21 protein-coding genes are annotated in these 21310 nt (G+C 72.6%); 10 read left to right on the forward strand and 11 right to left on the reverse strand.

The features are described from left to right. Nucleotides 1-84 precede the first annotated feature (84 nt). Complete coding sequence (locus QUG98_RS06555; protein WP_289469795.1) at nucleotides 85-468, forward strand: peptidase inhibitor family I36 protein; 384 nt, start codon at nucleotides 85-87, stop codon at nucleotides 466-468. Between the two features lie 61 nt (nucleotides 469-529). On the opposite strand, the gene QUG98_RS06560 is transcribed toward QUG98_RS06555, so the two are convergent. Continuing rightward, nucleotides 530-1198: a response regulator gene (locus QUG98_RS06560; protein WP_289469796.1), complete on the reverse strand. Its 669-nt coding sequence runs from the start codon at nucleotides 1196-1198 to the stop codon at nucleotides 530-532. After that, nucleotides 1195-2460, reverse strand: a complete 1266-nt coding sequence (locus QUG98_RS06565) for a sensor histidine kinase (RefSeq protein ID WP_289469797.1) — start codon at nucleotides 2458-2460, stop codon at nucleotides 1195-1197. The genes QUG98_RS06560 and QUG98_RS06565 overlap by 4 nt, the downstream gene beginning before the upstream one ends. Nucleotides 2461-2580: 120 nt before the next feature. Here QUG98_RS06565 and QUG98_RS06570 point away from each other — a divergent pair, with 120 nt between their 5' ends. Genes QUG98_RS06570 through QUG98_RS06595 form a run of 6 tightly spaced genes read left to right on the forward strand, consistent with a single transcriptional unit; the run spans nucleotide 2581 to nucleotide 9589 of the window. Beyond that, nucleotides 2581-3522 (forward strand): hypothetical protein, encoded by a 942-nt coding sequence (locus QUG98_RS06570; RefSeq protein WP_289469798.1) that lies wholly within the window; start codon nucleotides 2581-2583, stop codon nucleotides 3520-3522. Continuing rightward, entirely contained in the window at nucleotides 3506-5074 is a 1569-nt protein-coding gene (locus QUG98_RS06575; protein ID WP_289469800.1) for a peptidoglycan-binding domain-containing protein, read from the forward strand. The genes QUG98_RS06570 and QUG98_RS06575 overlap by 17 nt, the downstream gene beginning before the upstream one ends. Before the next feature lie 2 nt (nucleotides 5075-5076). Next, entirely contained in the window at nucleotides 5077-6978 is a 1902-nt protein-coding gene (locus tag QUG98_RS06580; RefSeq protein ID WP_289469801.1) for an ABC transporter ATP-binding protein/permease, read from the forward strand. Nucleotides 6979-7025: 47 nt separating this feature from the next. Beyond that, entirely contained in the window at nucleotides 7026-7853 is an 828-nt protein-coding gene (locus QUG98_RS06585) for a UbiA family prenyltransferase (protein ID WP_289469802.1), read from the forward strand. 54 nt (nucleotides 7854-7907) lie between these two features. Further along, nucleotides 7908-8972, forward strand: coding sequence for a sensor histidine kinase (locus QUG98_RS06590; RefSeq protein ID WP_289469803.1), 1065 nt, complete (start codon nucleotides 7908-7910; stop codon nucleotides 8970-8972). Then, nucleotides 8969-9589 (forward strand): response regulator, encoded by a 621-nt coding sequence (locus tag QUG98_RS06595; protein ID WP_289469804.1) that lies wholly within the window; start codon nucleotides 8969-8971, stop codon nucleotides 9587-9589. Before QUG98_RS06590 ends, QUG98_RS06595 begins: the two co-directional genes overlap by 4 nt. 20 nt (nucleotides 9590-9609) lie before the next feature. Here the strand turns inward: QUG98_RS06595 and QUG98_RS06600 are convergent, their stop codons facing one another. After that, entirely contained in the window at nucleotides 9610-10029 is a 420-nt protein-coding gene (locus QUG98_RS06600) for a BLUF domain-containing protein (protein ID WP_289469805.1), read from the reverse strand. A gap of 129 nt (nucleotides 10030-10158) precedes the next feature. On the opposite strand from QUG98_RS06600, the gene QUG98_RS06605 reads away from it, so the two are divergent. Next, nucleotides 10159-11064, forward strand: a complete 906-nt coding sequence (locus QUG98_RS06605) for a carbohydrate kinase family protein (protein ID WP_289469806.1) — start codon at nucleotides 10159-10161, stop codon at nucleotides 11062-11064. Nucleotides 11065-11153: 89 nt separating this feature from the next. On the opposite strand, the gene QUG98_RS06610 is transcribed toward QUG98_RS06605, so the two are convergent. From QUG98_RS06610 to msrA, 6 genes are all read right to left on the reverse strand, one after another. Beyond that, on the reverse strand, nucleotides 11154-12077 hold the full coding sequence (locus QUG98_RS06610; protein ID WP_289469807.1) for a PfkB family carbohydrate kinase: 924 nt from the start codon (nucleotides 12075-12077) through the stop codon (nucleotides 11154-11156). Beyond that, complete coding sequence (locus QUG98_RS06615) at nucleotides 12074-13558, reverse strand: purine-cytosine permease family protein (protein WP_289469808.1); 1485 nt, start codon at nucleotides 13556-13558, stop codon at nucleotides 12074-12076. The genes QUG98_RS06610 and QUG98_RS06615 overlap by 4 nt, the downstream gene beginning before the upstream one ends. Nucleotides 13559-13646: 88 nt before the next feature. After that, complete coding sequence (locus QUG98_RS06620) at nucleotides 13647-14663, reverse strand: ADP-ribosylglycohydrolase family protein (protein WP_289469809.1); 1017 nt, start codon at nucleotides 14661-14663, stop codon at nucleotides 13647-13649. Then, the gene (locus QUG98_RS06625; RefSeq protein WP_289469810.1) at nucleotides 14660-15370 is read right to left on the reverse strand and encodes a GntR family transcriptional regulator; all 711 of its coding nucleotides are present in this window, start codon (nucleotides 15368-15370) and stop codon (nucleotides 14660-14662) included. Before QUG98_RS06625 ends, QUG98_RS06620 begins: the two co-directional genes overlap by 4 nt. Nucleotides 15371-15481: 111 nt before the next feature. Then, the gene (gene glgX / locus QUG98_RS06630; protein WP_289469811.1) at nucleotides 15482-17500 is read right to left on the reverse strand and encodes a glycogen debranching protein GlgX; all 2019 of its coding nucleotides are present in this window, start codon (nucleotides 17498-17500) and stop codon (nucleotides 15482-15484) included. Nucleotides 17501-17656: 156 nt separating this feature from the next. Continuing rightward, a complete protein-coding gene (gene msrA, locus QUG98_RS06635) occupies nucleotides 17657-18178 on the reverse strand; it encodes a peptide-methionine (S)-S-oxide reductase MsrA (protein WP_289469812.1) in 522 nt (173 codons plus the stop codon). Between the two features lie 231 nt (nucleotides 18179-18409). Here msrA and QUG98_RS06640 point away from each other — a divergent pair, with 231 nt between their 5' ends. Further along, a complete protein-coding gene (locus tag QUG98_RS06640; protein ID WP_058727471.1) occupies nucleotides 18410-18670 on the forward strand; it encodes a hypothetical protein in 261 nt (86 codons plus the stop codon). Between the two features lie 34 nt (nucleotides 18671-18704). On the opposite strand, the gene QUG98_RS06645 is transcribed toward QUG98_RS06640, so the two are convergent. Continuing rightward, nucleotides 18705-19328 (reverse strand): TetR/AcrR family transcriptional regulator, encoded by a 624-nt coding sequence (locus QUG98_RS06645; protein WP_289469813.1) that lies wholly within the window; start codon nucleotides 19326-19328, stop codon nucleotides 18705-18707. A gap of 90 nt (nucleotides 19329-19418) precedes the next feature. Between QUG98_RS06645 and QUG98_RS06650 the strand changes: the two genes are divergently transcribed. Continuing rightward, nucleotides 19419-20033: a GNAT family N-acetyltransferase gene (locus QUG98_RS06650; protein WP_289469814.1), complete on the forward strand. Its 615-nt coding sequence runs from the start codon at nucleotides 19419-19421 to the stop codon at nucleotides 20031-20033. Nucleotides 20034-20109: 76 nt separating this feature from the next. Here the strand turns inward: QUG98_RS06650 and QUG98_RS06655 are convergent, their stop codons facing one another. After that, nucleotides 20110-21294 carry a hypothetical protein gene (locus QUG98_RS06655; protein ID WP_289469815.1) on the reverse strand — a complete coding sequence of 395 codons (1185 nt, stop codon included), beginning with the start codon at nucleotides 21292-21294 and terminating at the stop codon, nucleotides 20110-20112. Nucleotides 21295-21310 lie beyond the last annotated feature (16 nt).

The following is a 21310-nucleotide window of genomic DNA, read 5'->3' on the forward strand; positions in this document are numbered from 1 at the left end:
TGTGTATGGACGCGTCGGCCGGGGTGCGGATGAATTGGCCTCGAGAGTGACCGTGAGGGAACGGTCGCCAACGAGGGGAACAGCATGAAGTTCACACGCACCATCTCCGCCGCCGCGATCGTCGTCGGCATCGCCGGGGCAGGGGTCATGATGGCGGCACCCGCCAACGCGGCGGCATCGGACTGCCCGTCCGGTGCTGCCTGCGCCTGGATCACGTCCAACTTCGCGGGAACGGAGCTGGGCTTCCAGCAGTCCATCAAGGACTACACGCCCTACGGTTACAACGACAACATCTCGTCGGTGTACAACAACGGCAACGCGTCGACCGTGCGCTTCTACAAGGACGCCAACTACAAGGGACAGTCCTTCGCACTGGCCATCAAGACCGGCGACGGCAACCTGAACAACGACGACGGTCTCGCGCCGACCGGGTTCAACGACAAGATCTCCTCGGGTCGGTTCGTCTGATCCGGAGGACACGCTCGTCGACGAGGGCGACCCCGGGACTCCCGGGGTCGCCCTCGTCGTGTCAGGCGGGCCAGTCGAGGTGTCGGTGGACCTGGTTCTCGTAGGCGAACACGACCAGCTGGACACGCGTCGTCGTGCCGAGCTTCGCCAGGACCGACCGCACGTGGGACTTCACGGTCGCCTCCGACAGATGGAGCGCCGCGGCGATCTCGCCGTTGCCGAGGCCGCGCGTGACGAGCTGGAACACGTCCCGTTCGCGCGCGGTGAGCGCGTGGAGCCGCCGACGGACCCCGTCATCGCCGCGGTCGTCCGCGAACTCGGTCACGAGGCGCATCGACGCTTCCCGTTCGGGCAGCTCGCGGTCTTCGACGGTGTCCCGGATCGTCGCGAGGAGGCGGGCCGGAGTGGCGTCCTTGGTGAGGAAGGCCGAGGCGCCGGCGCGGAAGGCCTGGTAGACGGCCTCGTCCTTCTGGATGGTCGTCAGGACGATCACCCGCGGCGCCGGTGCGTTCGGCTCCGCCAGGACGGCGCGGGTCGCGTCGATCCCCGACATGACCGGCATCCGGAGGTCCATCAGGACGACGTCCGGACGTCGGGCTCGCACCGACGCGATCGCCTCGGTGCCGTTGCTCGCGACGCCGACGCTCCGCATCTCCGGCTGAGCCTCGATGAGCATCTGGATGCCGGAGGCGAAGAGCGGGGAGTCGTCCACCACGAGCACCGTGATCACGCGACGCCTCCGGTCGAGCGGGCATCGGCCGTCTCGTGCTGGTCGTCCGCGCTCGGGAAGGCGGCGTCGACCACGAAGCGTCCGTCCACCGATCGTCCCGCGGTGGCCCACCCGCCGGCGATGCGCGCCCGCTCACGCATACCCTCGAGGCCCACTCCCCTCCCGGAACTCCCCGGCGTGATCAGGGGCCGGTCCCCGACGGAGGCCACCTCGAGGGTCAGCCCGTCGGCGGTCCAGTGCAGGCCGACCGTCGCCGTGCTCGAGGTCCCGCCGTGCTTGAGCGCGTTCGTCAGGGCTTCCTGCACGATGTGGTACACCGCGACGTCCTGCGATGGGGTGAGCCGACCGGGGATCCCCGACCGCTCGACCGCGATCGTCATCCCGACGAGGCGCATCTGGTCGACCAGGGCGTCCACGTCGTCGGTCGAGGACCGCGGTGCGACGACGTCGTCGTCCTCACGGATCTGCTCGACCAGTCGCCGCACGTCCGTGAGCGCTGACCGAGCGACGGAGGCGATGTTCCGGAGCGATGCATCCGTCGTCTCGGGTCGGAGCTGCTGGAGCGCGGACGCGCCCTCCGCCTGGGAGACGACGACGGCGAGCGAGTGCGCGAGCGCGTCGTGGACGTCGCGGGCGATCCGGGCGCGGTCCTCGGAGAGGCGCAGCGCGAGCTCGCGGTCCTCGAGCCGCTCCTCTGCTGCCTGCAGCCGGTGGAGGAGGCGCAACGAGGACAGCACGACGCCGACCGCCCACGCGCCCGCGTAGAGGCCGAACCCACCGAGGAAGATGGTGCCGAACTCCCACCAGAGGGGGTGCGACTGGAACGGCTGCCCGTTCGGCAGGGTCCACCGACCCCATCCGCCGTCCCGGACGATCACCACCGCATCCAGGAAGCAGACCACAGCCCCGACGAGCAGTCCGGCGTACCGACGGACCCCGACGAGACTGCTGCCGGCGAACGGGGCGACGAGCAGCACTGCCCCGTACAGCGTCCACTCGACGATGTCCGGCGCCTGCCGCGACTGCAGCAGCTGCGCGGCCGGCACGACGACGAGCAGGGCCAGGGACACCCACGGCCGGAGTGCGGCGAGGGCGATCGCCGCGCTGAACACGAGCAGGACCACGACGTTCTCGAGCTGGTCCAGTTCCGACCACCTGACGACGGCGCCCACCACGAGGAAGGACCCGGCGGCGACGAGCGCCGACACGGCGCCCCAGCTCGCCCGACGCCCCGGCGCGAGTTGCTCCACGGATGACCCCATGGCGTCAGCGTAGGCGAGTCGTCGGGCGGAGCAGGGGTCCGGGCGCGGACCTCATACCCAGGGCTGAAGTCTGCTCAGCCGGCCCGGGTCGTGCGGTGCGCCGACCCTACGGTGACCGACATGGAGAAGCCTCAGTCATCGCGGTCCGCAGTGCCGGTCGTGCGTCGTTCCGCCGTCCTCGGAGTCGTCGTCGGTCTGGTGGCCGTCGTCCTCGCCGGGTGCAGTGCTGACCCGTCGGGCGGAGGGGGTTCCGGTGGCACGAGCGACGCACAGGCACTCCCCGCGCAGAACATGGACCAGTGGGTGCTGCCGCTGGACTCCTACGTGGTCGGCAACACGAAGAACGCCGACTACGCGCAGAACCTGCTCGTCGCGCCCTGCATGGAGGAGGCCGGGTACTCGTGGGACGTGCCGTACCGCGACACGACCGCGACCGACGGCCCGTCCTGGAACGCCGTGGAACGCCGACTGTTCACCCCCGCGATCGCCGAGCAGTGGGGCTTCCACCTCGCGCCGTCGTCCGACACGACACTCGGAGCGCTCAAGGACTTCATCGCGAGGGCGAACGCCGTCCCTGCCGCCGAGTCGGCTCAGGTGACGAAGTGCGTGGTCGCGAGCCGGAAGGAACTGCCGCCCCTCACCGGCTCGGCTCAGCTCGGAGCCTCGTACGCATCGCAGGCGTACTCGGCGGCCCTCGAGGAGCCCGCCGTCCGTGCGGCGGCCGAGCGGTGGCAGACCTGCATGGTCCCCGCTGGCGTGTCCGACCTCCCCACGAGCCCGGAGGAGTTCCCCTCCCCGTCGGTGGTGTCGAAGTTCGACATCGAGCTGGACGTGTCCGCGACCCCTCCGACGGTGAGCCCTGCTGAGATCCAGCTCGCGACGTTCGAGGCGACGTGCGAGGTCGACTCCGGGTGGCTGACATCGCTGTACCACGCCGAGTGGGACGGGCAGGCTGCGCTCCTCCGGAAGAACGCGGATGCGCTCCAGCGGTCGAAGGCGCAGCTCGACCGCTACGAAGCGCGCCTGCAGGAGGTGATCTCGACCCATGCGCCGAAGCACTGAGGGGGGAACGTCCTCCGTCCTCGAGGTCGTCGCGCCCGACGACGAGCGGATCGATGACGAGCGGATCGACGACGAGGACACCGTCCTCACGCGCCGCGTGCTGCGGACGGGCCGACGGCGGACTGCGCTCGCGGTGGTCGCGGTGGTCGCAGTGGTGGCGCTGTTCGTCGCCGGGTGGTCCGCGGCCCGGGCGTTCGAATCGCCCGCGCAGCGAGCCGCCCGCGCGACGCCGCCGCCCGCCGGCGTGGTCACGGCGGCCGTCTCCGACGGCAGCCTGGAGCGGACGCTCAGTGCAACCGCCACCATCGGGCGGGTCGCGCCGGAGACAGTCACGGTCGCCGCTTCACTCGCGTCGGCGGTCGTGACGAAGCAGACGGTCGCTGTCGGCGGTCAGCTCGGAGCGGGCTCCGTCGCGCTGGAGGTGAACGGTCGTCCCCTGCTCGCGCTCCCCGGAGCGTTCCCGTACTACCGGACGCTGACGCTCGGTGACCAGGGGCCGGACGTGCGGCAGCTGCAGGCCGGACTCGTCGCTGCCGGCATGCAGGTCACCGAGGACGGTCGCTTCGGTGGGACGACGGCCCGCGCCGTGACGGCCCTGTACACGCGCGCAGGCTACTCGGTGCCCACGACCGAGGTGCCCTCGGCACCTGCCGCGGACGGCACGGCCGCGGCCGACGGCACGGTCACCTCCTCCGCGACGACGTCCGACGCTCGGTCCACCGGCTCGAGCGCGAGTCCAGCAGCTGGGTCGTCCACAGGGACGTCCGGCACAGGGACGTCCGGCACAGGGACGTCCGGCACCGGGACGTCCGGCGCTGGGCCGACCGCTGCGCAGGTGTCGGTGCCGGCAGCCGAGCTCGTGGTGTTCTCGACCCTGCCGGCCGACGTCCTCACGGTCCCGTCGGTGGGGACGATCCTCACCGCGACCAGCGGGATCGGCGTGGAGTCCGGGGCCGTGGTCGCCAGCGCCCCGGTGGCTGCCAGCGCAGCGGGGACGCTCCGGGTCGGTATGACGGGCACACTGACCGGTCCTGACGGGACCCAGGCCGATGTCGCGATCACGTCGATCGACGCCGCCGGGGAGACGACGGGTGCCGCCGCGGGGGAGGCCGCGAGCGGCGTCTCCGGCAGCGGGACGCCGTCGGCCGGGAGCGGTCCCGCGTCCGCGTCCTCCGGATCCTCCGGGTCGCAGTCCGCGTCGTCGGGTGGCATCACGATCGGCGGCGCCGAGGTGAGCACCGACCCGCCCGCGTCCGAGGACTCGACGGTGCGCCTCTCCGCCGCTGGTGGTGACGGCTTCCCCGCGGCGTGGTTGCACGGCTCGGGTGTCGCGGTCATCACCGTCTCCGTCGCAGCGCAGCACTCGCTGATCGTCCCCTCGATCGCCGTCGTCTCGGGGGCGAAGGGCGCCGCGCACGTGCTCAAGCGCGGACCGGACGGATCCTACGTGTCCGTCCCGGTGACGGAGATCGGGACACTCGAGGGCAAGAGCGCCGTTCGACCGACGACCGCCGGAGCACTCCGCGCCGGCGATGCCGTGAAGGTGGGGTGACCGTGCCGGACCTCACGTTGCGGGGCATCCGCAAGCAGTTCCCCGGTCCGACACCGGTCGACGCGCTCAGGGGAGTCGACCTGACGATCCAGCAGGGGGAGTTCGTCGCCGTCGAGGGACAGTCCGGCGGGGGGAAGTCCACGCTCCTGAACGTCATCGGTCTGCTCGACGAACCGACCGGGGGCCGGTACTGCATCGATGACGAGGACATGGCCGCGGCGAGTCCCGCCGCCGTTGCCCGACGCCGATCCGCGCAGTTCGCCTTCGTCTTCCAGAGCTTCCACCTGCTCGATCGTCGACGGGTGCTGGACAGCGTCGAGCTCGGTCTGCTCTACCGCGCGGTCCCGCCGGCCGATCGCCGTCGTGCTGCGCTCGTGGCCCTCGAGCGGGTCGGGCTCCGGCACAAGGCACTGCAGACCGCGAGCCGGCTGTCCGGCGGGGAGCGTCAGCGCGTCGCCATCGCCCGCGCACTGACGGCGGGCGCCCCGGTCGTCGTCGCCGACGAGCCCACGGGCAACCTCGACTCGGCGAACAGCTCCGCGGTGGTCGACAGCCTCCGGAGCCTCCACGCGGACGGCGCCACGGTGGTCCTCGTGACGCACTCGCCGGAGGTCGCCGCGCAGGCGGAACGACGGGTGCGGATCCGCGACGGCGTGGTCGTCGAGGACGAGGAGAGGCAGAGGCGGATCGCCTCGTCCGCTCGGTCGACGTCCGGGCCACCTGCGCTCGTCGGACGTCCGTCGCGTCTCCGCCGCCGTGACGTCCTCCGTGACGCCACCGCATCGTTGGGCTCACGCCTCGGTCGGACGAGCGGGCTGGTCGCGGCCGTCGCGGTGGGCGTCGCACTGGCCGTGGCGACCTTCGGCGTCTCGACGTCCGCGAGCGCGCAGGTCGCCGACACGTTCGACGCGCACACCAACCGCGACGTCTCGGTGGAGTGGCAGGGTGATGCTCTCGCCGCGGAGCCCGGGGGGACCCGGGACAGCATCGTCGACCGTCTGGAGGACCTGTCCGGGACGGACGCCGCCGGCATCATCAGCAACCACTCGCAGCACAGCGTCCAGCTCACCCCGGCTCGGCCGGTCCTGCAGTCGACCGTGTACGCGATCACGCCGCACGTGCCCACCGCCGGCCGCCTCGCGATCACCTGGGCTCCGGGACACCCGGCCCGCCTGGCGGCGGGCGAGGCGCTCATCGGTTCCGGCCTGGCGGCGCAGCTGGAGATCGGGCCACTCGTCGGCGGCCCGCAGCTCACGGTGGACGAACGGTCGCTCACGATCGTCGGGGTCGTCACGTCGTCCCCCCGTGTCGCCGACGTGATGGGGAGTGTCGTCGTCCCCGCGGACGACGCCGCTGCACTGGGACCGGTGGACCAGGTGCAGGCGCTGGTCCTGAGCCGCGCCGGGGCAGCCCAGCAGGTCGCTCGGCAGGCGCCGCTCGTCGTCGACCCCTTCGCACCGACCTCGCTCCACGTCGAGGCTCCCGTCGACCCGTCGACCGTCCGCGCACAGGTCGAGACGGCGGTGCAGTCGACCCTCCTGGCGCTCACGGGCATCGCGCTCCTGGCCTCGGTGGCCGGGCTGACGAACGCGATGGTCCTGTCCGTGATCGAGCGCAAGCAGGAGTTCGGGCTGCGGCGCGCGCTCGGGGCCCGCCCGGTGCACGTCGTCGGGCTCGTCCTCACCGAGTCGTCACTCGTCGGTGCCGTCGGCGGGATCGTCGGGCTGCTCGCCGGGCTCGCCGGGATCCTCGTCGTCACGGTCGTCCGGCACTGGAGTCCCGTCTTCGACCTGCGGCTGGCACCCGTCGCGCTCGTCGGCGGGGTCGTCGTGGGCGCGCTCGGTGGCGCGATCGCATCCGTCCGGGCGTCCCGGATCCAGCCGAACGAAGCGCTGCGGCTGTGAGTGGGAGCGTCCGGGTCGGAACTCCCGCCGCCCCCTCACCCAGCGGCGTGCGGCGCGTCCTGGTCGCCGTCGGTGGGACGTTCGTCGAAGCACGCCCGCAGGTCCAGGGGATCGTCGCGCTCCGGCTCGCCGTGGGCAACGTGCTCGGTCACGGCGGTGCGCTCCCGGACACGGGCGCCGTGCTCCTCGCCGACGTCGCCTGGTGGTCGGCCTCCGCCGCGATCTACGTCGGGAACGGGCTCTCCGACCTCGTCGGTGACCGGCGGAACGGGTCGCTCCGTCCGCTCGCCGCCGGTCGGCTCCGCGTCGCCGACGCCGAGAGCGCGGTGGTCGTGCTGGTAGGTGTCGCGCTCCTGTCGGGAGCCGCGACCGGCCTCGGTGCGGTGCTCGCAGTGGCGGCGTTCCTGGTGCTCGGCGGCGCGTACTCGTCCGGTCCGCGTCCGCTCAAGGAGCGTGCGGCGGGTGCCTCGGTGACGGCCGGGGCCGCGGGGGCCGCGACGCCGCTGTTCGGTGCGCTCTCTGTGCACGGTCAGCTCACGGGGCAGGTGGTGGTCGTCGCGTCCGTCCTGGGCCTCTGGATGCTCGTGGCCGGGAACGCGAAGGACTTCGGGGACGAACCGGGCGACCGACTGGCAGGGCGTCGGACGTTGCCGCTGGTCCTCGGCCCAGCACGTGCTCGACGGGTCCTCTCCGTCGGTGTGCTCGTCGTCGGGGTCCTCGCGGTGATCCTGGCAGGGGCGTGGCCAGGCGTCCGGTCCCTGGCGCTCCTCGGGGGCGCTGCGGTGCTCATGGTCGCCGCGTGGCGGCTGCCGGCCGACCGCGGCGCGACCCGAGGACGGCCTACCGGGTGTTCATGTGGAGCCAGGTCCTGGTGAACCTGGCGTTGATCTGCGGTCGTCCGACCGCGTGAGGGGGGAACCGTGCAACCGATGACCGAGGCTCCGACGGGTCCGAGCACCACGGGCAGGAGGACGAGCATCGCCGACGAGGTCTTCGCGGCCCTGGTCCGCGACGGGCTGGAGGTGGCCCAGGACCCGGTCTCCGGCGAGCAGCTGCGTCGTCAGGTCGCCGGGATCGTGCGCGAGGTGCAGGACGCATGCGCCGGCCGTCAGCCGGACGTTGCCGACGGACCCTTCCGTGCGCTGTCGGTGTCGATCGGTCGCAGCCGTGCGCGGGACGCCGTGCATCCGTCCGTGAGCCTCGAGGCGGCCAGCAGGTTGTTCGAGGTGGCACTTCCGCTCCTCATCGCCGACGCGCGCGCTCGACAGGACGGCCCCGACACCTCGACCGCGATCAGCCGGGCGTTGCACCGTTCCGTCATGGCCCGGGTCGCCCCGGCCGCGGTCGGCTACGTCGAGACACTGATGGAGAAGCTCGCCATCGCGCAGCACGAGGAACGGCTCCGGCTGTCGCGGGAACTCCACGACCACGTCGCGCACAACGTCGCTGCCGCGATCCAGCGCATCGTGCTGACGAGGTCGACCGGCAGCTCGGGAGCCGCGGGTACCGAGCTCCTCGACGTCGCCGAGCGCCTCCTCCGCAGCGCCCTGGCAGACACGAGGAGCATCGGCGTCGAGCTCCGGCAGAGTGTCGGGGACCGGACGGTCGACCAGGCCGTGCGGGAGTACGTCGAGACCAGCCCCACCCTCCGACCGCTCGTCGGGGTGCAGGTCACCGGTCTCCCGGTCCGCCTGCCCGTCAGCTCCGGCGAGGAGCTGTACGTGATCGTCCGAGAGGCGCTGCGGAACGCCGTCGCGCACGCCCGAGCGAAGCACGTCTCGGTCCACTTCGCGTGGCGTGCAGGCGGACTCCGGATCGCGGTCGTCGACGACGGCGGAGGGTTCCGTCTGGACCAACGGCCCTCGACCTCGATGGGCTTGCTGGCGATGCGCGAACGGGCGGAGGCGATCGGCGCCGAGCTGATCGTCGCGAGCACGGTCGGCACCGGCACGACGGTCACCGTCGACCTGCGACACGAGGGGTTCAGCGCATGACGGGAGGGCTCGTCCGTGTCGCACTCGCGGACGACCACCACCTGTTCCGGGACGGGCTCGCATCCTTGCTCGCGCAGAGCCCGCGCGTGACGGTCGTCGGCCAGGCGTCGTCGAGCGTCGCAGCCGTCCGCATGGCCGAGGAACGTGCTCCTGACGTGCTCCTGCTGGACGTCGAGATGGACGACGTACCGGCTGCGGTGACGATCCGCCGACTCGGTCGGCTCGCACCCGCGACCCGGGTCGTGGTCCTGACGATGCACGGTGACGCGGTGCTCGAGCGCCAGTTGCGTTCCGAGGGAGCGGCGGACTACCTCACGAAGGACGTGTCCGCTCCGCACCTGGTCGACCGGATCGCATCCGTCGCACGGCTCGGCGGACGAGGCGCCGCGCCGCTGCCGAGCACCGACGCGGAGCCGACGTCGGCCGGGCTCCTGACCGACCGAGAACTGCAGGTGCTCAGGATGATCGGCCAGGCCCAGACGAACCGGGCGATCGCGTCCGCCCTGTCCATCGCCGAGGGCACGGTGAAACGGCACGTCGTCCACATCTTCGCGAAGCTCGGGGCCTCGTCACGGATCGACGCGATCCGCAAGGCGCACCTGCTCGGCGAGGTCTGAGCCCCGCCCCGCGGCCAGCGTCAGCCGGCGGCCGGGCGGAACCAGCGGATGAGCTCGCGGAGCGCCGGCAGGGAGCTGATCTGCGTGCCGTCAGCGGCGTCGAGGTCGTCGAAGGTCGTCCGGTACCCGGGTGCCTGCTCGACGTCGGTGTCCTCGGCCGGGTACCCCATCGTCCACTCCGGGAACTGCCGCTCCTCGATGAGCTCCTCCATCAGCACGGTGACCTTGGTGTGCCGGTCGTCGTGCTTGATCGTCGCCATCTTCGTGCGCACGGCCTGGTCCGGCCCCTCGAGCAGCTGCAGGAAGTAGCCGTTCCGGAAGAGCAGCACCCCGGTGATGTCGTTCTCGGCGTTGGCCCGGCGGCTCTGGGCGAGCAGGGCGGAAAGGTCGGCGTCGTCGAGGGGACGGGTGGCGACGCTCGAGTAGATGAGGGACAGCATCGGGGCTCCTTGGTGGGGGTCGTGCCGGGTCCGTCAGTCAACTCCGCCGCACCCGTGCGTCCGCAGGCCACCGGGGGACGACCGGACAGCGCGCCGTCGCACGGGCGCCGCGTCTGCCACGCTGGACCCGTGGACACCGTCATCGTCATCGGAGAAGCCCTGGTCGACGTGGTCGACCGCCCCGAGGGTCGCGTCGAGCACCCGGGCGGCAGCCCGATGAACGTCGCCGTCGGACTCGCCCGGCTCGGCCGATCGGCACGACTCGTCTGCGCGCTCGGCGACGACGACCGCGGCGCCTCGATCCGGGCGCACGTCGGCGCGAGCGACGTCGAGGTCGACGCGACGGCGATCGACCGGACCTCCACCGCTGTCGCGACCATCGGCGAGGACGGCGGTGCGTCGTACGAGTTCGACCTCGACTGGCGGCTCGACCCGGTGCACGTTCCCGCCGGGACGCCGCTCGTGCACGTCGGCTCGATCGGTGCCGTGCTCGAACCCGGGGCACGTGCCGTGCTCGAGGCGCTGCGGGTCCGCCCGGCCGACGCCCTCGTCTCGCTCGACCCGAACGTCCGACCGTCGATCACGCCCGACCGGGACGCCGTGCTCGCCACGCTCGAACCGCTGTTCGCCGAGGCCGACGTGGTCAAGCTCAGCGACGAGGACGCCGCGTGGCTCTGGCCGGACCGCAGCGTCGACCAGGTGCTCGACGGGCTGCTCGCCCACGGGACGGCGCTCGCCGCGGTGACCCTCGGCGGAGCGGGGTGCGCGGTGGCGTCCACCCGGGCGCGCATCACCGTCCCGGCACCGCGCGTCGACGTCGCGGACACGATCGGTGCGGGGGACTCGTTCATGGCGGGGCTGCTCGCTGGCGTGCTCGCCCGGGGATCGGCTCCGGCCGGACTCGACGCGGACGAGCTCGGCCGTCTGGCGTCGCTCGCGTTGGCCTGTGCCGCGGTGACCGTGTCCCGGCCGGGCGCAGACCCGCCCACCCGTGCCGAGCTCGACGCGGACGCCGCCGGGGTCCTCGGCGCCTGACCGCGCGTCGACAGGTGCCCGCGCGGGGCGCGCACACGGGGCGCACAGACGTCCCGCCGCTCGGTCGGTCGCCCGGCCGGCCCCGCGGATCAGACGTGCGCAGCGAGGAACGCGTCGGTCTCGGCGGCCGTCGGTGCCGTCGCCGGCCCCCGCTGCGTCACCGCGAGCGCCGCCGCGGCGTTGGCGCGCCGGACCGCGTCGACCAGCGAGTCCCCGCGCGCCAGGGCGGCGACGAGCACCCCGCCGTGGGCGTCACCCGCGCCGTTCGAGTCCACCGCGTCGACCGAGAACCCGGGCACCAGGACCGGGGCGCGCCCCGGCTCGGCGACCCAGCAGCCCGCTGCGCCGTCGCGGACCAGCGCGGTGCCGCGGGCGGACGCGGCGATCGCGGCGACCGCCTCGGGGAGTCCCGCGGCGGTCGGTGCCATGAGCCGCGCCTCCCGGCCGTTGGCGCTGACCACGTCCGCACGGGCGATGACGGGGCCGAGCACCGCCGGGGGCAGCGTGTCGACCAGGGGCGACGGGTCGAGCACGACGCGCACCGTGTCCGGCACCGTCGCCAACCAGTCGGCGATCGCCGGACCGTTGACGGCGTGGGCGAGGCCGTAGCCGGAGACGAAGACCGTGTCGTCGGACCGGAGCACGATCCGGTCGAGGTCCTCGCGACCGAGGCGGCCCTCGGCACCGACGCTCGTCACGAAGGTCCGTTCGGTCGTCGCGTCCACGAGTGCCACGCAGTACCCGCTGTCGACGTCGTCGAGTCCCGGCTGCAGGACCTCGACGCCCGAGGCGACGAGTGCGGCTCGGACGACGTCGCCGAACGGCCCGGTGCCGTACTGCCCGGCGAACACCACCGGGAGCCCGTCCCGGACCGCGGCCAGCATCGTGTTGAGCCCGCCGCCCGCGGTGATCTCGGATGCCGAGGCGATGACGTCGCCGCCGGGCTCCGGGATCGCGTCCACGCGCATGACGATGTCGACGACGACGTTCCCGACGGAGACGAGGCGGCTCATGCGCGCTCCTCGGGTGCGTGCAGCTGGCCGCGGGGACCGCCGGTGAGCAGGTAGACCAGGGCGGCGACGACGAACGTCACGACCCAGCCGAGGCCGTTCGCGCCGATCCAGCTGTCGGAGAGCGCTCCGACGAACACCGGGTCCGCGTCGCCGACCTGCACCGAGGTGAAGAGGAAGCCGACGACGATCGCGACGACCCAGGCGGCGAGGGCACCCCAGGCGACACCGCCGCGGTACCAGTAGCGACTGCCGGCACGCAGGTCGAGCAGGGCGGCTGGGTCGTACCAGCGTCGCTTCCCCATGTCGGCGATGAAGACCCCGAGCCAGGCCGTGATCGGCACCGCGAGCACGGAGATGAAGGTGATGAAGGGCGCGTAGAAGCCGTCGGCGACGAGCATGAAGTACATCGCGCCGAGGGTCGTGACGACCACGTCGACGGCGACCGCCCACACCCGGGGCACCTTGACGCCGAGGGTCAGCGTGGTGAGGCTCGCCGAGTACACCGACAGGTGGTTCGACAGCAGCAGGCCGCCGAACGCGGCGACCAGGTACGGGATCGCCATCCAGCTCGGCAGCAGGTCGCGGATGGCCGCCACCGGGTCGCCGGCCTGGGCGAGGGTCGGGTCGCCGGCGGAGACGAGGGCGCCGAGGCCGACCAGGACCACGAGCGGGATGCCGGCGCCGGCGGCGCTCGCGCTGATCAGTGCGCCCGCCTTCACCGAGGTGCGCGTGTACCGGGCGATGTCCGCGCCGGCGGTCGCCCAGCCGATGCCGGTGCCCGCGGCGATGGTGCCGATGCCGATCACCATCGCGGCGACCGGACCCGCCGGCTGCGACCCGACGACGTCCCAGTCGACGCGGAGCACCAGGAAGACGGCGACGAACACGTTGAGCGCGCCGAACACCCACGTCGCCCACTTCTGCACGGCGACGATGAACGCGTGACCGAGCCCGGAGATGAGCACGGTGGCGACGACGAACACCAGGATGGCGACGATCGTCAGCACCGGGTTCGCCTTCGCGTCGCCGTCGGTGCCGAAGAGGATCGTGAAGAGCGACAGCAGCACGAAGGCCGCGGTCGTGGTGTTCACGGTCTCCCAGCCGAGGCGGGAGAGCAGTGACACCGCGGTCGGCCCGATGTTGCCGCGGACGCCGAACACCGCGCGGCTCAGGGTCAGTCCGGGGGCGCCGCCGCGTCGTCCGGCGATCGAGATCACGCCGACGACCGCGAACGAGCCGGCGGCGCCGATGACCGCGACGACGAGCGCCTGCCAGATCGTCAGGCCCTGGAACGCCACGAGGGTCGCGCCGAGCGGGAGCCCGAGGATCGAGATGTTCGCGGCGAACCAGACCCAGAACAGTGCGCCGGGTGCGCCGTTCCGCTCGTCGTGGGGCACTGGCTCGATGCCGCGCTGTTCGACGCTCGTCAGCGTGCCGCTGGAGAGCGTGCCGCCGGAGCGTGTGGTGGTGTCCTGGGCCATGGGGGTCCTCTTACGTCATCGGAAGGGTGCTGCGGGGAGGGGTGACCGGACGGCGGCGGAGGGGGGACCGCCGCCGTCCGGGGTCGGGTCAGGCCCGGTGACGGAGCGCGAGCAGTCCGTCGACCAGCGGGCCGAGGTCGAGGTGGTTGACGGTCGTCACGGTGGCGACCGCGTCGGCGGGCCAGGCGTCCGGACCGTGCACGGCGCCGAGCACCGCACCGGCCATCGCGGCGATCGTGTCGGTGTCGCCGCCGATCGACGCGGCGGTGCAGAGCGTCTCCCAGGGGTCGAGGTCGAGCGCGACGAGCGCGAGCGCAGCGACGACGGACTCCTGGCTGGCCACGCTCGTGCCGATCACCTGCGCGACGGCGTCGATCCGGCCGTCGGTGGGGACGGTGGGCAGGAAGCCGCGCGCCCAGGTGGTCTTCGCCGCGATGTCGCCACCGGCGACCCAGTGGCCGCGCGCCGCACCGATCGTGGCGGCAGCGACCGCGGCGTCGAGCGCCTCGGTCCGGGTGGCGCCGTCGATGCCGGCGCTCACCGCGGCGGCGACCGCGCTCGCTCCGGCGATGCCGAGTCCCGTGTCGTGCGTCACGCGCGACGCGTCCTGCACGGCGTCGACCAGGCGGACGAGGTCACCGGAGGGCACGGCGATCCCGACCGGGGCGATCCGCATCGCGGCACCGTTCGTCGTGCCCGTCGAGCCGGCCTCGGACGCCGGCACCCCGTCGAGGATCCGCTGCACGGCGGTCTTCGTGCTCGGTCCGAGCAGGTCGAGCGACCCCTTGGCCTCCATCGCGCGTTCCCACGCGATGAGTGCCTCGGCGAAGCGGGAGGGATCGATGCGTCCGTCGCCCTCGACGAGCAGCTCGGCGACCATGACCGCCTGCTCGGTGTCGTCGGTGATCGTGCCCGCGGGCATGCCGGCGGCGATCCGCTGGTGCGGTCCGGCATCGACGAACCCGGTGATCGTGCCGTGGTCGGCGCGGATCTGCGCGAGGGACATCGACTGCGTGGGCATGCCGAGGGCGTCGCCGATCGCGAGTCCGGTCAGGGCGGCGAGGGCGTGGGTGCTGGCGTTCACGGTGTCCTGTCGGGTCGTCATCGTGCCGTTCCGAAGCGCATGTGCAGGCGGAAGCGGTCCGGGTCGAGGAGGCTGTCGACGCGCTCGACGAACGTGCCCTGCGCCGTGCGCGAGTCACGTCGGCTCCGAAGGAACGGGGTCCCCTCGGCACGCTCGAGCAGTCGTGCGTCCTCGGCGTCGAGGGGCACGACGTCGACCCACTGCTCGGCGCTCGTCGGCACGAGTCCCGCCTCGGCGATGGTCGCGGTGAGCGAGTCGTCGACCAGGCCGGCGGTCGGTGCGGTGGCCAGGCGGCCGACGGCGGGCAGGACGCTCCGCTCGAGGGACACCGGGCGTCCGCCCACGACGGTGCGCAGGCGGTCGACCACGACGAACGTCGCGTCCGCCGCGTCCACCTCGGCCTGGAGGTGCGGGTCGTCCACGCGGTCGAGCCGCAGGACGCGTGTGGTCACCTCGGTGCCCGAGGCGGCGATCGACCGCGCCCAGCCACCGCGCGGGTCCAGGGCGGCGCCGTCGAAGGTCACGACCGACCCGACGCCCCCGTGGGTCGCGATGTACTCGTCGTCGGCCAGGTCGGCGAGGGCGGCACGGACGGTGCCGCGGCTCACCGCGAAACGGGCGGCGAGGTCGTGCTCACCGGGCAGGCGATCGCCGGCGCGGTACCGGCCCGTCGCGATCGCGTCGCGGAGGGCGTCGGCGACGAGGCGTCGCTTCGATGAGACGGGCATGGACAGGAGTGTACATGTACAAGTCCTGTACAGTCCACGTCGTGGACCCGTGACGGACGGGAGGCGCGGTGCCAGCTGGCACCGCGCCTCCCGTCCTGCGGACCGCCGCCGCTAGACCAGCGCGGTGAAGGACGCGTCGCGCACGAGCAGCGTCGTTGCGTCGCCCTCGACGGCCTGGTCCGGGTCGCTCGACAGCCCGAGCGACCAGCTGCCGCCGCCCGGCTTCTCGGGCAGGCTGAACTCCACCGTGGTGTCGGACGCGTTCAGCAGCACCGCGACGGTGTCGTCCCCACGCTGCAGCACGAGGATCACCGCGCGGTTGCCGCCGTCGGCCCAGTCGCCGTCCTCGAAGCCCTGCGCGTCGGCGCGGAGCACCTGCACCGTGGACCCCGAGTCGCCGGGGGCCGTGCGGTACCACTCCGGGCGGAGCGCCTCGTGCTCCTTGCGGAACGCGATCGCCGCCGTGGTGAAGGCGAGCAGGTCACGGTCGGCGGCCTGCCAGTCGAACCACGAGATCTCGTCGTCCTGGCAGTACGCGTTGTTGTTGCCGCCCTGCGAGCGGGCGATCTCGTCGCCGCCCAGGATCATCGGGATGCCCGCCGAGAGCATGAGCGTGCCGAGGAAGTTCCGGCGCTGGCGGTCGCGGTAGTCGTTCACCGCGCCGTCGTCGGTCGGGCCCTCGATGCCGCCGTTGAACGAGGTGTTGTTGCTCTCGCCGTCGTTGTTGTCCTCGCCGTTGGCCTCGTTGTGCTTCTCGGCGTACATCGTCAGGTCGGCCAGGGTGAAGCCGTCGTGCGCGGTGACGAAGTTCACCGAGCAGAGCGGCGAGCGGCGGGAGCCCTCGTACACGTCCGGGGAGCCGAGGGTGCGCTGCACGGCGTCGCCGAGGGTGCCCTCGTCACCGCGCCAGAACGCACGGAGGTCGTCGCGGTACTTGCCGTTCCACTCCGACCAGTCGGCCGGGAAGCCGCCGACCTGGTAGCCCGCGGTGTCCCACGGCTCGGCGATCATCTTCACCTCGCGGAGCACCGGGTCCTGGTGGATGATGTCGAGGAACGCGGAGTGCTTCTCGGCCTCTCCGTCCTGGCGGGTCAGCGTCGTCGCCAGGTCGAAGCGGAAGCCGTCGACGTGCATCTCCTCGACCCAGTAGCGCAGCGAGTCGGTGATGAGCCCGAGCGCCGACGGGTGCGACACGTTGAGCGAGTTGCCCGTGCCCGTGGTGTCGAAGTAGTTGCCCTCGTCGCCCTCGACCAGGCGGTAGTACGAGGCGTTGTCGATGCCCTTGAAGGACAGCGTCGGGCCCATGTGGTTGCCCTCGGCGGTGTGGTTGTAGACGACGTCCATGATGACCTCGAGCCCCGCGGCGTGCAGGGCCTTGACCATCTCCTTGAACTCGGTGACCTGCTGGCCGGCGGTGCCCGAGGACGAGTACTCGTCGTGCGGGGCGAAGAAGCCGATGCTGTTGTAGCCCCAGTAGTTGCGGAGGCCCTTGTCGGCCAGGGTCGAGTCCTGCACGAACTGGTGCGTCGGCAGCAGCTCGACGGCGGTCACACCGAGGTCGGTCAGGTGCTTGATCGCCGCCGGGTGCGCCAGGCCCGCGTAGGTGCCGCGGATCTCCTCGGGCACGTCGGGGTGCTGCTTCGTGAAGCCCTTGACGTGCACCTCGTAGACGACGGTGTCGCGGTAGGGGGTGTGGAGCAGCGTGTCGCCGTCCCAGTCGAACTCGCGGTCGGCGACGACGGACTTCGGCATGGCGCTCGCCGAGTCGGTCTCGTCGATCTGCTCGGGGTTGTCCATGTCGTGCCCGAACAGCGCCTGGCCCCACTCGTACGAGCCGTCGACCGCGGTGGCGTAGGGGTCGAGGAGGAGCTTGGCCGGGTTGTGGCGGAGGCCGTTGGCCGGGTCCCACGCGCCGTGCACGCGGAAGCCGTACCGGGTGCCGACGGTCACGTCCGGAACGACGTCGTGGAACGTGTAGCCGGTGCGGTTGCGGAGCTCGGTGCGGTGCTCGGTGCCGTCCTCGTCGAAGCGGCAGAACTCCACGCGCTCGGCGGTGCTGGAGAAGAGAGCGACGTTGGCGCCGCCCTCGACGAGGGTGACACCGAGGGGCGTGCGGGAGGAAGAGGTCATGACGCCACTTGTAGTGGTCGGCGGCTGTGTCCTCGGGCCGGGTGCGTACCCCGGCGACACAACGACGGACGGGAGGCGCGGTGCCGGCTGGCACCGCGCCTCCCGTCCGTCGTCCGGTCACGTCGTCACGTGACCGTCGCGATCATCCGTGAGCGGTCAGACCGAGGCGGTCGCCTCGTCGCGGTGCGGGAGCTTCCAGCCCGGGCGCACGAAGTGGCAGGTGTACCCGGCGGGGTACTTCTCGAGGTAGTCCTGGTGCTCCTCCTCGGCCTCCCAGAAGTCGCCGGCGGGCTCGACCTCGGTGACGACCTTGCCGGGCCAGATGCCGGAGGCGTCGACGTCCGCGATGGTGTCGAGCGCGACCTGGCGCTGTTCGTCGGACGTGGAGAAGATCGCCGAGCGGTAGCTGCGGCCGACGTCGTTGCCCTGCCGGTCCTTCGTGGACGGGTCGTGGATCTGGAAGAAGAACTCGAGCAGGTCGCGGTACGAGATCTGCGAGGGGTCGAAGACGATCTCGACGGCCTCGGCGTGGTCGCCGTGGTTGCGGTACGTGGCGTTCGGGGTGTCGCCGCCGGAGTAGCCGACGCGCGTGCTGATGACACCCGGACGGCGACGGAGGAGCTGCTGCGCTCCCCAGAAGCAGCCGCCGGCGAGGATGGCGGTCTCGGTCGTGGTCATGGTGGCCTCCTGGGGGTCGTCGTACCGCTGGCTGCGGCATCACCGGGTGCAACCGGCGGAAGGACGCAGGTGTTCCCGGGTGTCCATCGTGCCGTGTCGACCCGCGTGGCGGCTGTCCGACGGACCGTGCGGAGTGCCCGCTGTCCACCGACCGCCGCCACGCCGGAGGCCCTCGCCGGTGTCGTCGCGGTGCTCTACCATTCGAACACACGTTCGAATCGGGAGGTCGAGATGATGTTGACGCACGAGGTCGCCACGGTGTGGTGGGAGCGCGGCGTGCCGGACCGGATGGTGTGGCGCGACCGACGTTGGCGGGTGAGCGACACCCCGACGCGGCTGACGGCCACGGCTGAGTTCCTGCCGTCGGCGATGACCCACGCACCCGAGCGCACGGTCGGATGGCGCTTCCAGGTCAGCGCCGAGGGCGACGCGGTCGTGGTCGACATCGTGCCCGAGGGGGACGGCTGGGTGGTCGCCCGCACCTGGCGCTGACCGCGGGACCGGTCGTGCGCCGACGCGTCCCGGGTCAGCGGGTGAGGGCGTGTGCGAGCCCGCGGACGAGCACCGCGCGGGCACGGTCGGTGGGGGAGCCGTCCGGGTCGCTCCACGCCGCGCGCCCGAGGCCGTCGGTCAGGGCGAGCACGGCGTCGGCCGCCACCGGGGCCGGCTCGGCGAGGTCGACCCCGTGGCGAGCGGTCCACCGGGTGATGCCGGCCGCCACCCCGTCCCGCCAGAGGGTCCGTTCGGCGGCGGCGAGCTCGTCGTCACCGTCGAGGGCGGTGCCGCTGACGGCCTCGAGCAGGCGGAAGCGCTCCGGCTCACGGCGCACCAGGTCCAGGTACGCGGCCACCCCGGCGTCGAGTGCGTCGACCAGCTCGTCGTGCTGGTCCGCGGCGGCGAGCACGCGGGGCAGGACGTCCCGCGCCTGTCGCTCGAGGAGCGCGACGACGAGGTTCCGCCGGGCGCCGAAGACGTAGTGCACGACCCCGTGTGCGACGCCGGCCCGCTCGGCGACCGCCCGCGTGGTGAGGCCCGGCAGGCCGTGGTCGCGCACGACGAGGGCGGCTGCGTCGAGCAGCTCGTCGCGCCGTTCCCCTCGGCTGCGGTACGCCCGCGTCCGCTGGTCCTGCGTCTGCTGGTCCTGCGTCATCACAGGAAGCGTACGGGTCGCCTGCAGCAAGCGGCGGGAAGCTGATCTGGCCAAGCGGCCGAATGTGCCACCGCCAGCAGAGGAGTCCCGATGTCGATCACCGTCCGTCCCGCATCCCGGTCCGAGGTCCCCGCCGTGGCCGCCGTGCTGGCCGAGGCCTTCGCCGCCGATCCCGTCCTCGCCGAGATCCGCCCGGCACGGCCGGGCGAGCAGCGGGAGGCCGTGCTCGGCACACTCTTCGCGGCGCTGGTCCGCGCGGTCCCCGAGCACGCCCGCGCGCTCGACGTCGCGGTCGACGGCGATCGTGTGCTCGGCGCGGCGTTCTGGCAGGCGCCACGACCGCACCGGGGCGGCACGGTCGCGTTCCTCCGGAAGGTCCCGGAGCTCCTCCGGGTCCTCGGGGTCGGAGGTGCGTTCCGGGCGCTGCGGCACCTGCGGCGGATGGACCGTGCACGACCGGACACGCCGCACTGGTACCTCGCCGAGATCGGGGTCGCTGCCGCAGCCCGGGGCCAGGGGGTCGGCGGGCTCCTGCTCGACCAGGCGCTGCGGCGGGTCGACGAACTCAGCGCACACGCGTACCTCGAGTCCTCGACGCCGCAGAACCGTCGGCTCTACCGTCGCCACGGCTTCGGCGACGGGGCACCGATCACCGGCTTCCGAGCGGCGGCGCCCGTCTCGATGTGGCGGCCGGCGGTCGCCTGAACCGTGCGACGACGGACGGGAGGTGCGGTACCAGCCGGTACCGTGCCTCCCGTCCGTCAGGTGGTGTCGCTGCCGGTCAGGCGACCGCGATCTCGTTCGGGACGCCCGGCAGCTCGTCGCTCGAGGCGACGACCTTCCCGGTGGTGAGGTCCACCGCGTGGATCCTCCGCTCCGCAGGATCGGTGACGTAGGCGATGTCGCCGGCGACCTTCAGGGCCGGGTGGGCGTCCTGCCACTCCGCCGGCCCCTCCCAGGCGTCGATGACGTCGACCGTGTCGATCGGCTCGCCGGTCGCGACGTCGAAGGTGTGCAGCGCGCCGTCGGAGCCGAGGATCACGGCCTCGTCAGCGGGGCCGCGCGCGATGTCACGGAAGGTGAAGCCGACGCCCTCGGGCATGTCGGTGACGCGGTACTCGCCCGACGCGGCGTCGATGAGCGCGACCTGGTCGAGCAGGTAGCCCTCGCTGTCCGGGTCGTCGTTGTAGTCGCCCACGGCCACCGACGAGTCCTCCGTCGTGAAGAGGTTGCCGGTGCGGCCGTACTCGGTCGGGGCGTCGATCTTCGTGAAGGCGCCGTCCTGGTAGAGGAGGGCTCCGTCGGTGCAGCCGAAGACCGCGACCTCGCCCTTCACGGCCCCCTCACCGTGCACGCTCGGGCACTCCTCGGAACGCGCGATCTCCTGGCCGTCCTCGTCGAGCGCGCGGACGCCGGAGTGGGACTCCTCGGTGCCGATCGTGGAGAGGAGCGTGCCGTCCTCGAGGACGATGGCGACGCCGTGGTGGGCGGCCTCGGACTCCGTCGTCTCGACGTCGGGGAGCGTGTCGCCGTCGAGGTCGTCGTGGTCGAACACCGTCACGTCGCCGCTGCCGTCGGCGAAGAGCGCGGTCTTCTCACCGTGCACGACTGCGTGCCCGCCGGTGTCGGCCGGGAAGACCGCGTCGGTCAGGGCCGGGTCTGCGGCGGTGTCGAGGACCTGGAAGCCCTCGGGGACGGTGACGAGCACGTGGCGACCGTCGCCGGCCGGGTTCACGCGGGTGAAGCCGTCGATCGCGTCGTCGGCCACGACCCGCAGGTCCTGGTCGAGGGTGAGCAGGCCGCCGTCGTAGGTGAGGACGATGCGGTCGCCGTCGGTCGAGGCGGCCGTCGCGGTGCGGCTGCCCTCGGCCTCCGCGTCGGCGGGCGTGGTCGAGCAGCCGGTGAGGACGAGGGCTGCGGCGCCGAGCAGGGCTGCGGGCGCGAGCGTGGTGCGCAGGGTTGTCATGTCGCTCACTGTACTG

The organism is Curtobacterium subtropicum (assembly GCF_030362975.1).
In the GTDB taxonomy this organism is placed as follows: Bacteria; Actinomycetota; Actinomycetes; order Actinomycetales; family Microbacteriaceae; genus Curtobacterium; species Curtobacterium subtropicum.

Coding starts and splice junctions, on each gene's coding strand:
- QUG98_RS06555 (WP_289469795.1), top strand. CDS start 85: ATGAAGTTCACACGCACCATCTCCGCCGCCGCGATCGTCGTCGGCATC.
- QUG98_RS06565 (WP_289469797.1), bottom strand. CDS start 2,460: ATGGGGTCATCCGTGGAGCAACTCGCGCCGGGGCGTCGGGCGAGCTGG.
- QUG98_RS06570 (WP_289469798.1), top strand. CDS start 2,581: ATGGAGAAGCCTCAGTCATCGCGGTCCGCAGTGCCGGTCGTGCGTCGT.
- QUG98_RS06575 (WP_289469800.1), top strand. CDS start 3,506: ATGCGCCGAAGCACTGAGGGGGGAACGTCCTCCGTCCTCGAGGTCGTC.
- QUG98_RS06590 (WP_289469803.1), top strand. CDS start 7,908: ATGACCGAGGCTCCGACGGGTCCGAGCACCACGGGCAGGAGGACGAGC.
- QUG98_RS06595 (WP_289469804.1), top strand. CDS start 8,969: ATGACGGGAGGGCTCGTCCGTGTCGCACTCGCGGACGACCACCACCTG.
- QUG98_RS06600 (WP_289469805.1), bottom strand. CDS start 10,029: ATGCTGTCCCTCATCTACTCGAGCGTCGCCACCCGTCCCCTCGACGAC.
- QUG98_RS06610 (WP_289469807.1), bottom strand. CDS start 12,077: ATGAGCCGCCTCGTCTCCGTCGGGAACGTCGTCGTCGACATCGTCATG.
- QUG98_RS06615 (WP_289469808.1), bottom strand. CDS start 13,558: ATGGCCCAGGACACCACCACACGCTCCGGCGGCACGCTCTCCAGCGGC.
- QUG98_RS06620 (WP_289469809.1), bottom strand. CDS start 14,663: ATGACGACCCGACAGGACACCGTGAACGCCAGCACCCACGCCCTCGCC.
- QUG98_RS06625 (WP_289469810.1), bottom strand. CDS start 15,370: ATGCCCGTCTCATCGAAGCGACGCCTCGTCGCCGACGCCCTCCGCGAC.
- glgX (WP_289469811.1), bottom strand. CDS start 17,500: ATGACCTCTTCCTCCCGCACGCCCCTCGGTGTCACCCTCGTCGAGGGC.
- msrA (WP_289469812.1), bottom strand. CDS start 18,178: ATGACCACGACCGAGACCGCCATCCTCGCCGGCGGCTGCTTCTGGGGA.
- QUG98_RS06640 (WP_058727471.1), top strand. CDS start 18,410: ATGATGTTGACGCACGAGGTCGCCACGGTGTGGTGGGAGCGCGGCGTG.
- QUG98_RS06645 (WP_289469813.1), bottom strand. CDS start 19,328: ATGACGCAGGACCAGCAGACGCAGGACCAGCGGACGCGGGCGTACCGC.
- QUG98_RS06650 (WP_289469814.1), top strand. CDS start 19,419: ATGTCGATCACCGTCCGTCCCGCATCCCGGTCCGAGGTCCCCGCCGTG.
- QUG98_RS06655 (WP_289469815.1), bottom strand. CDS start 21,294: ATGACAACCCTGCGCACCACGCTCGCGCCCGCAGCCCTGCTCGGCGCC.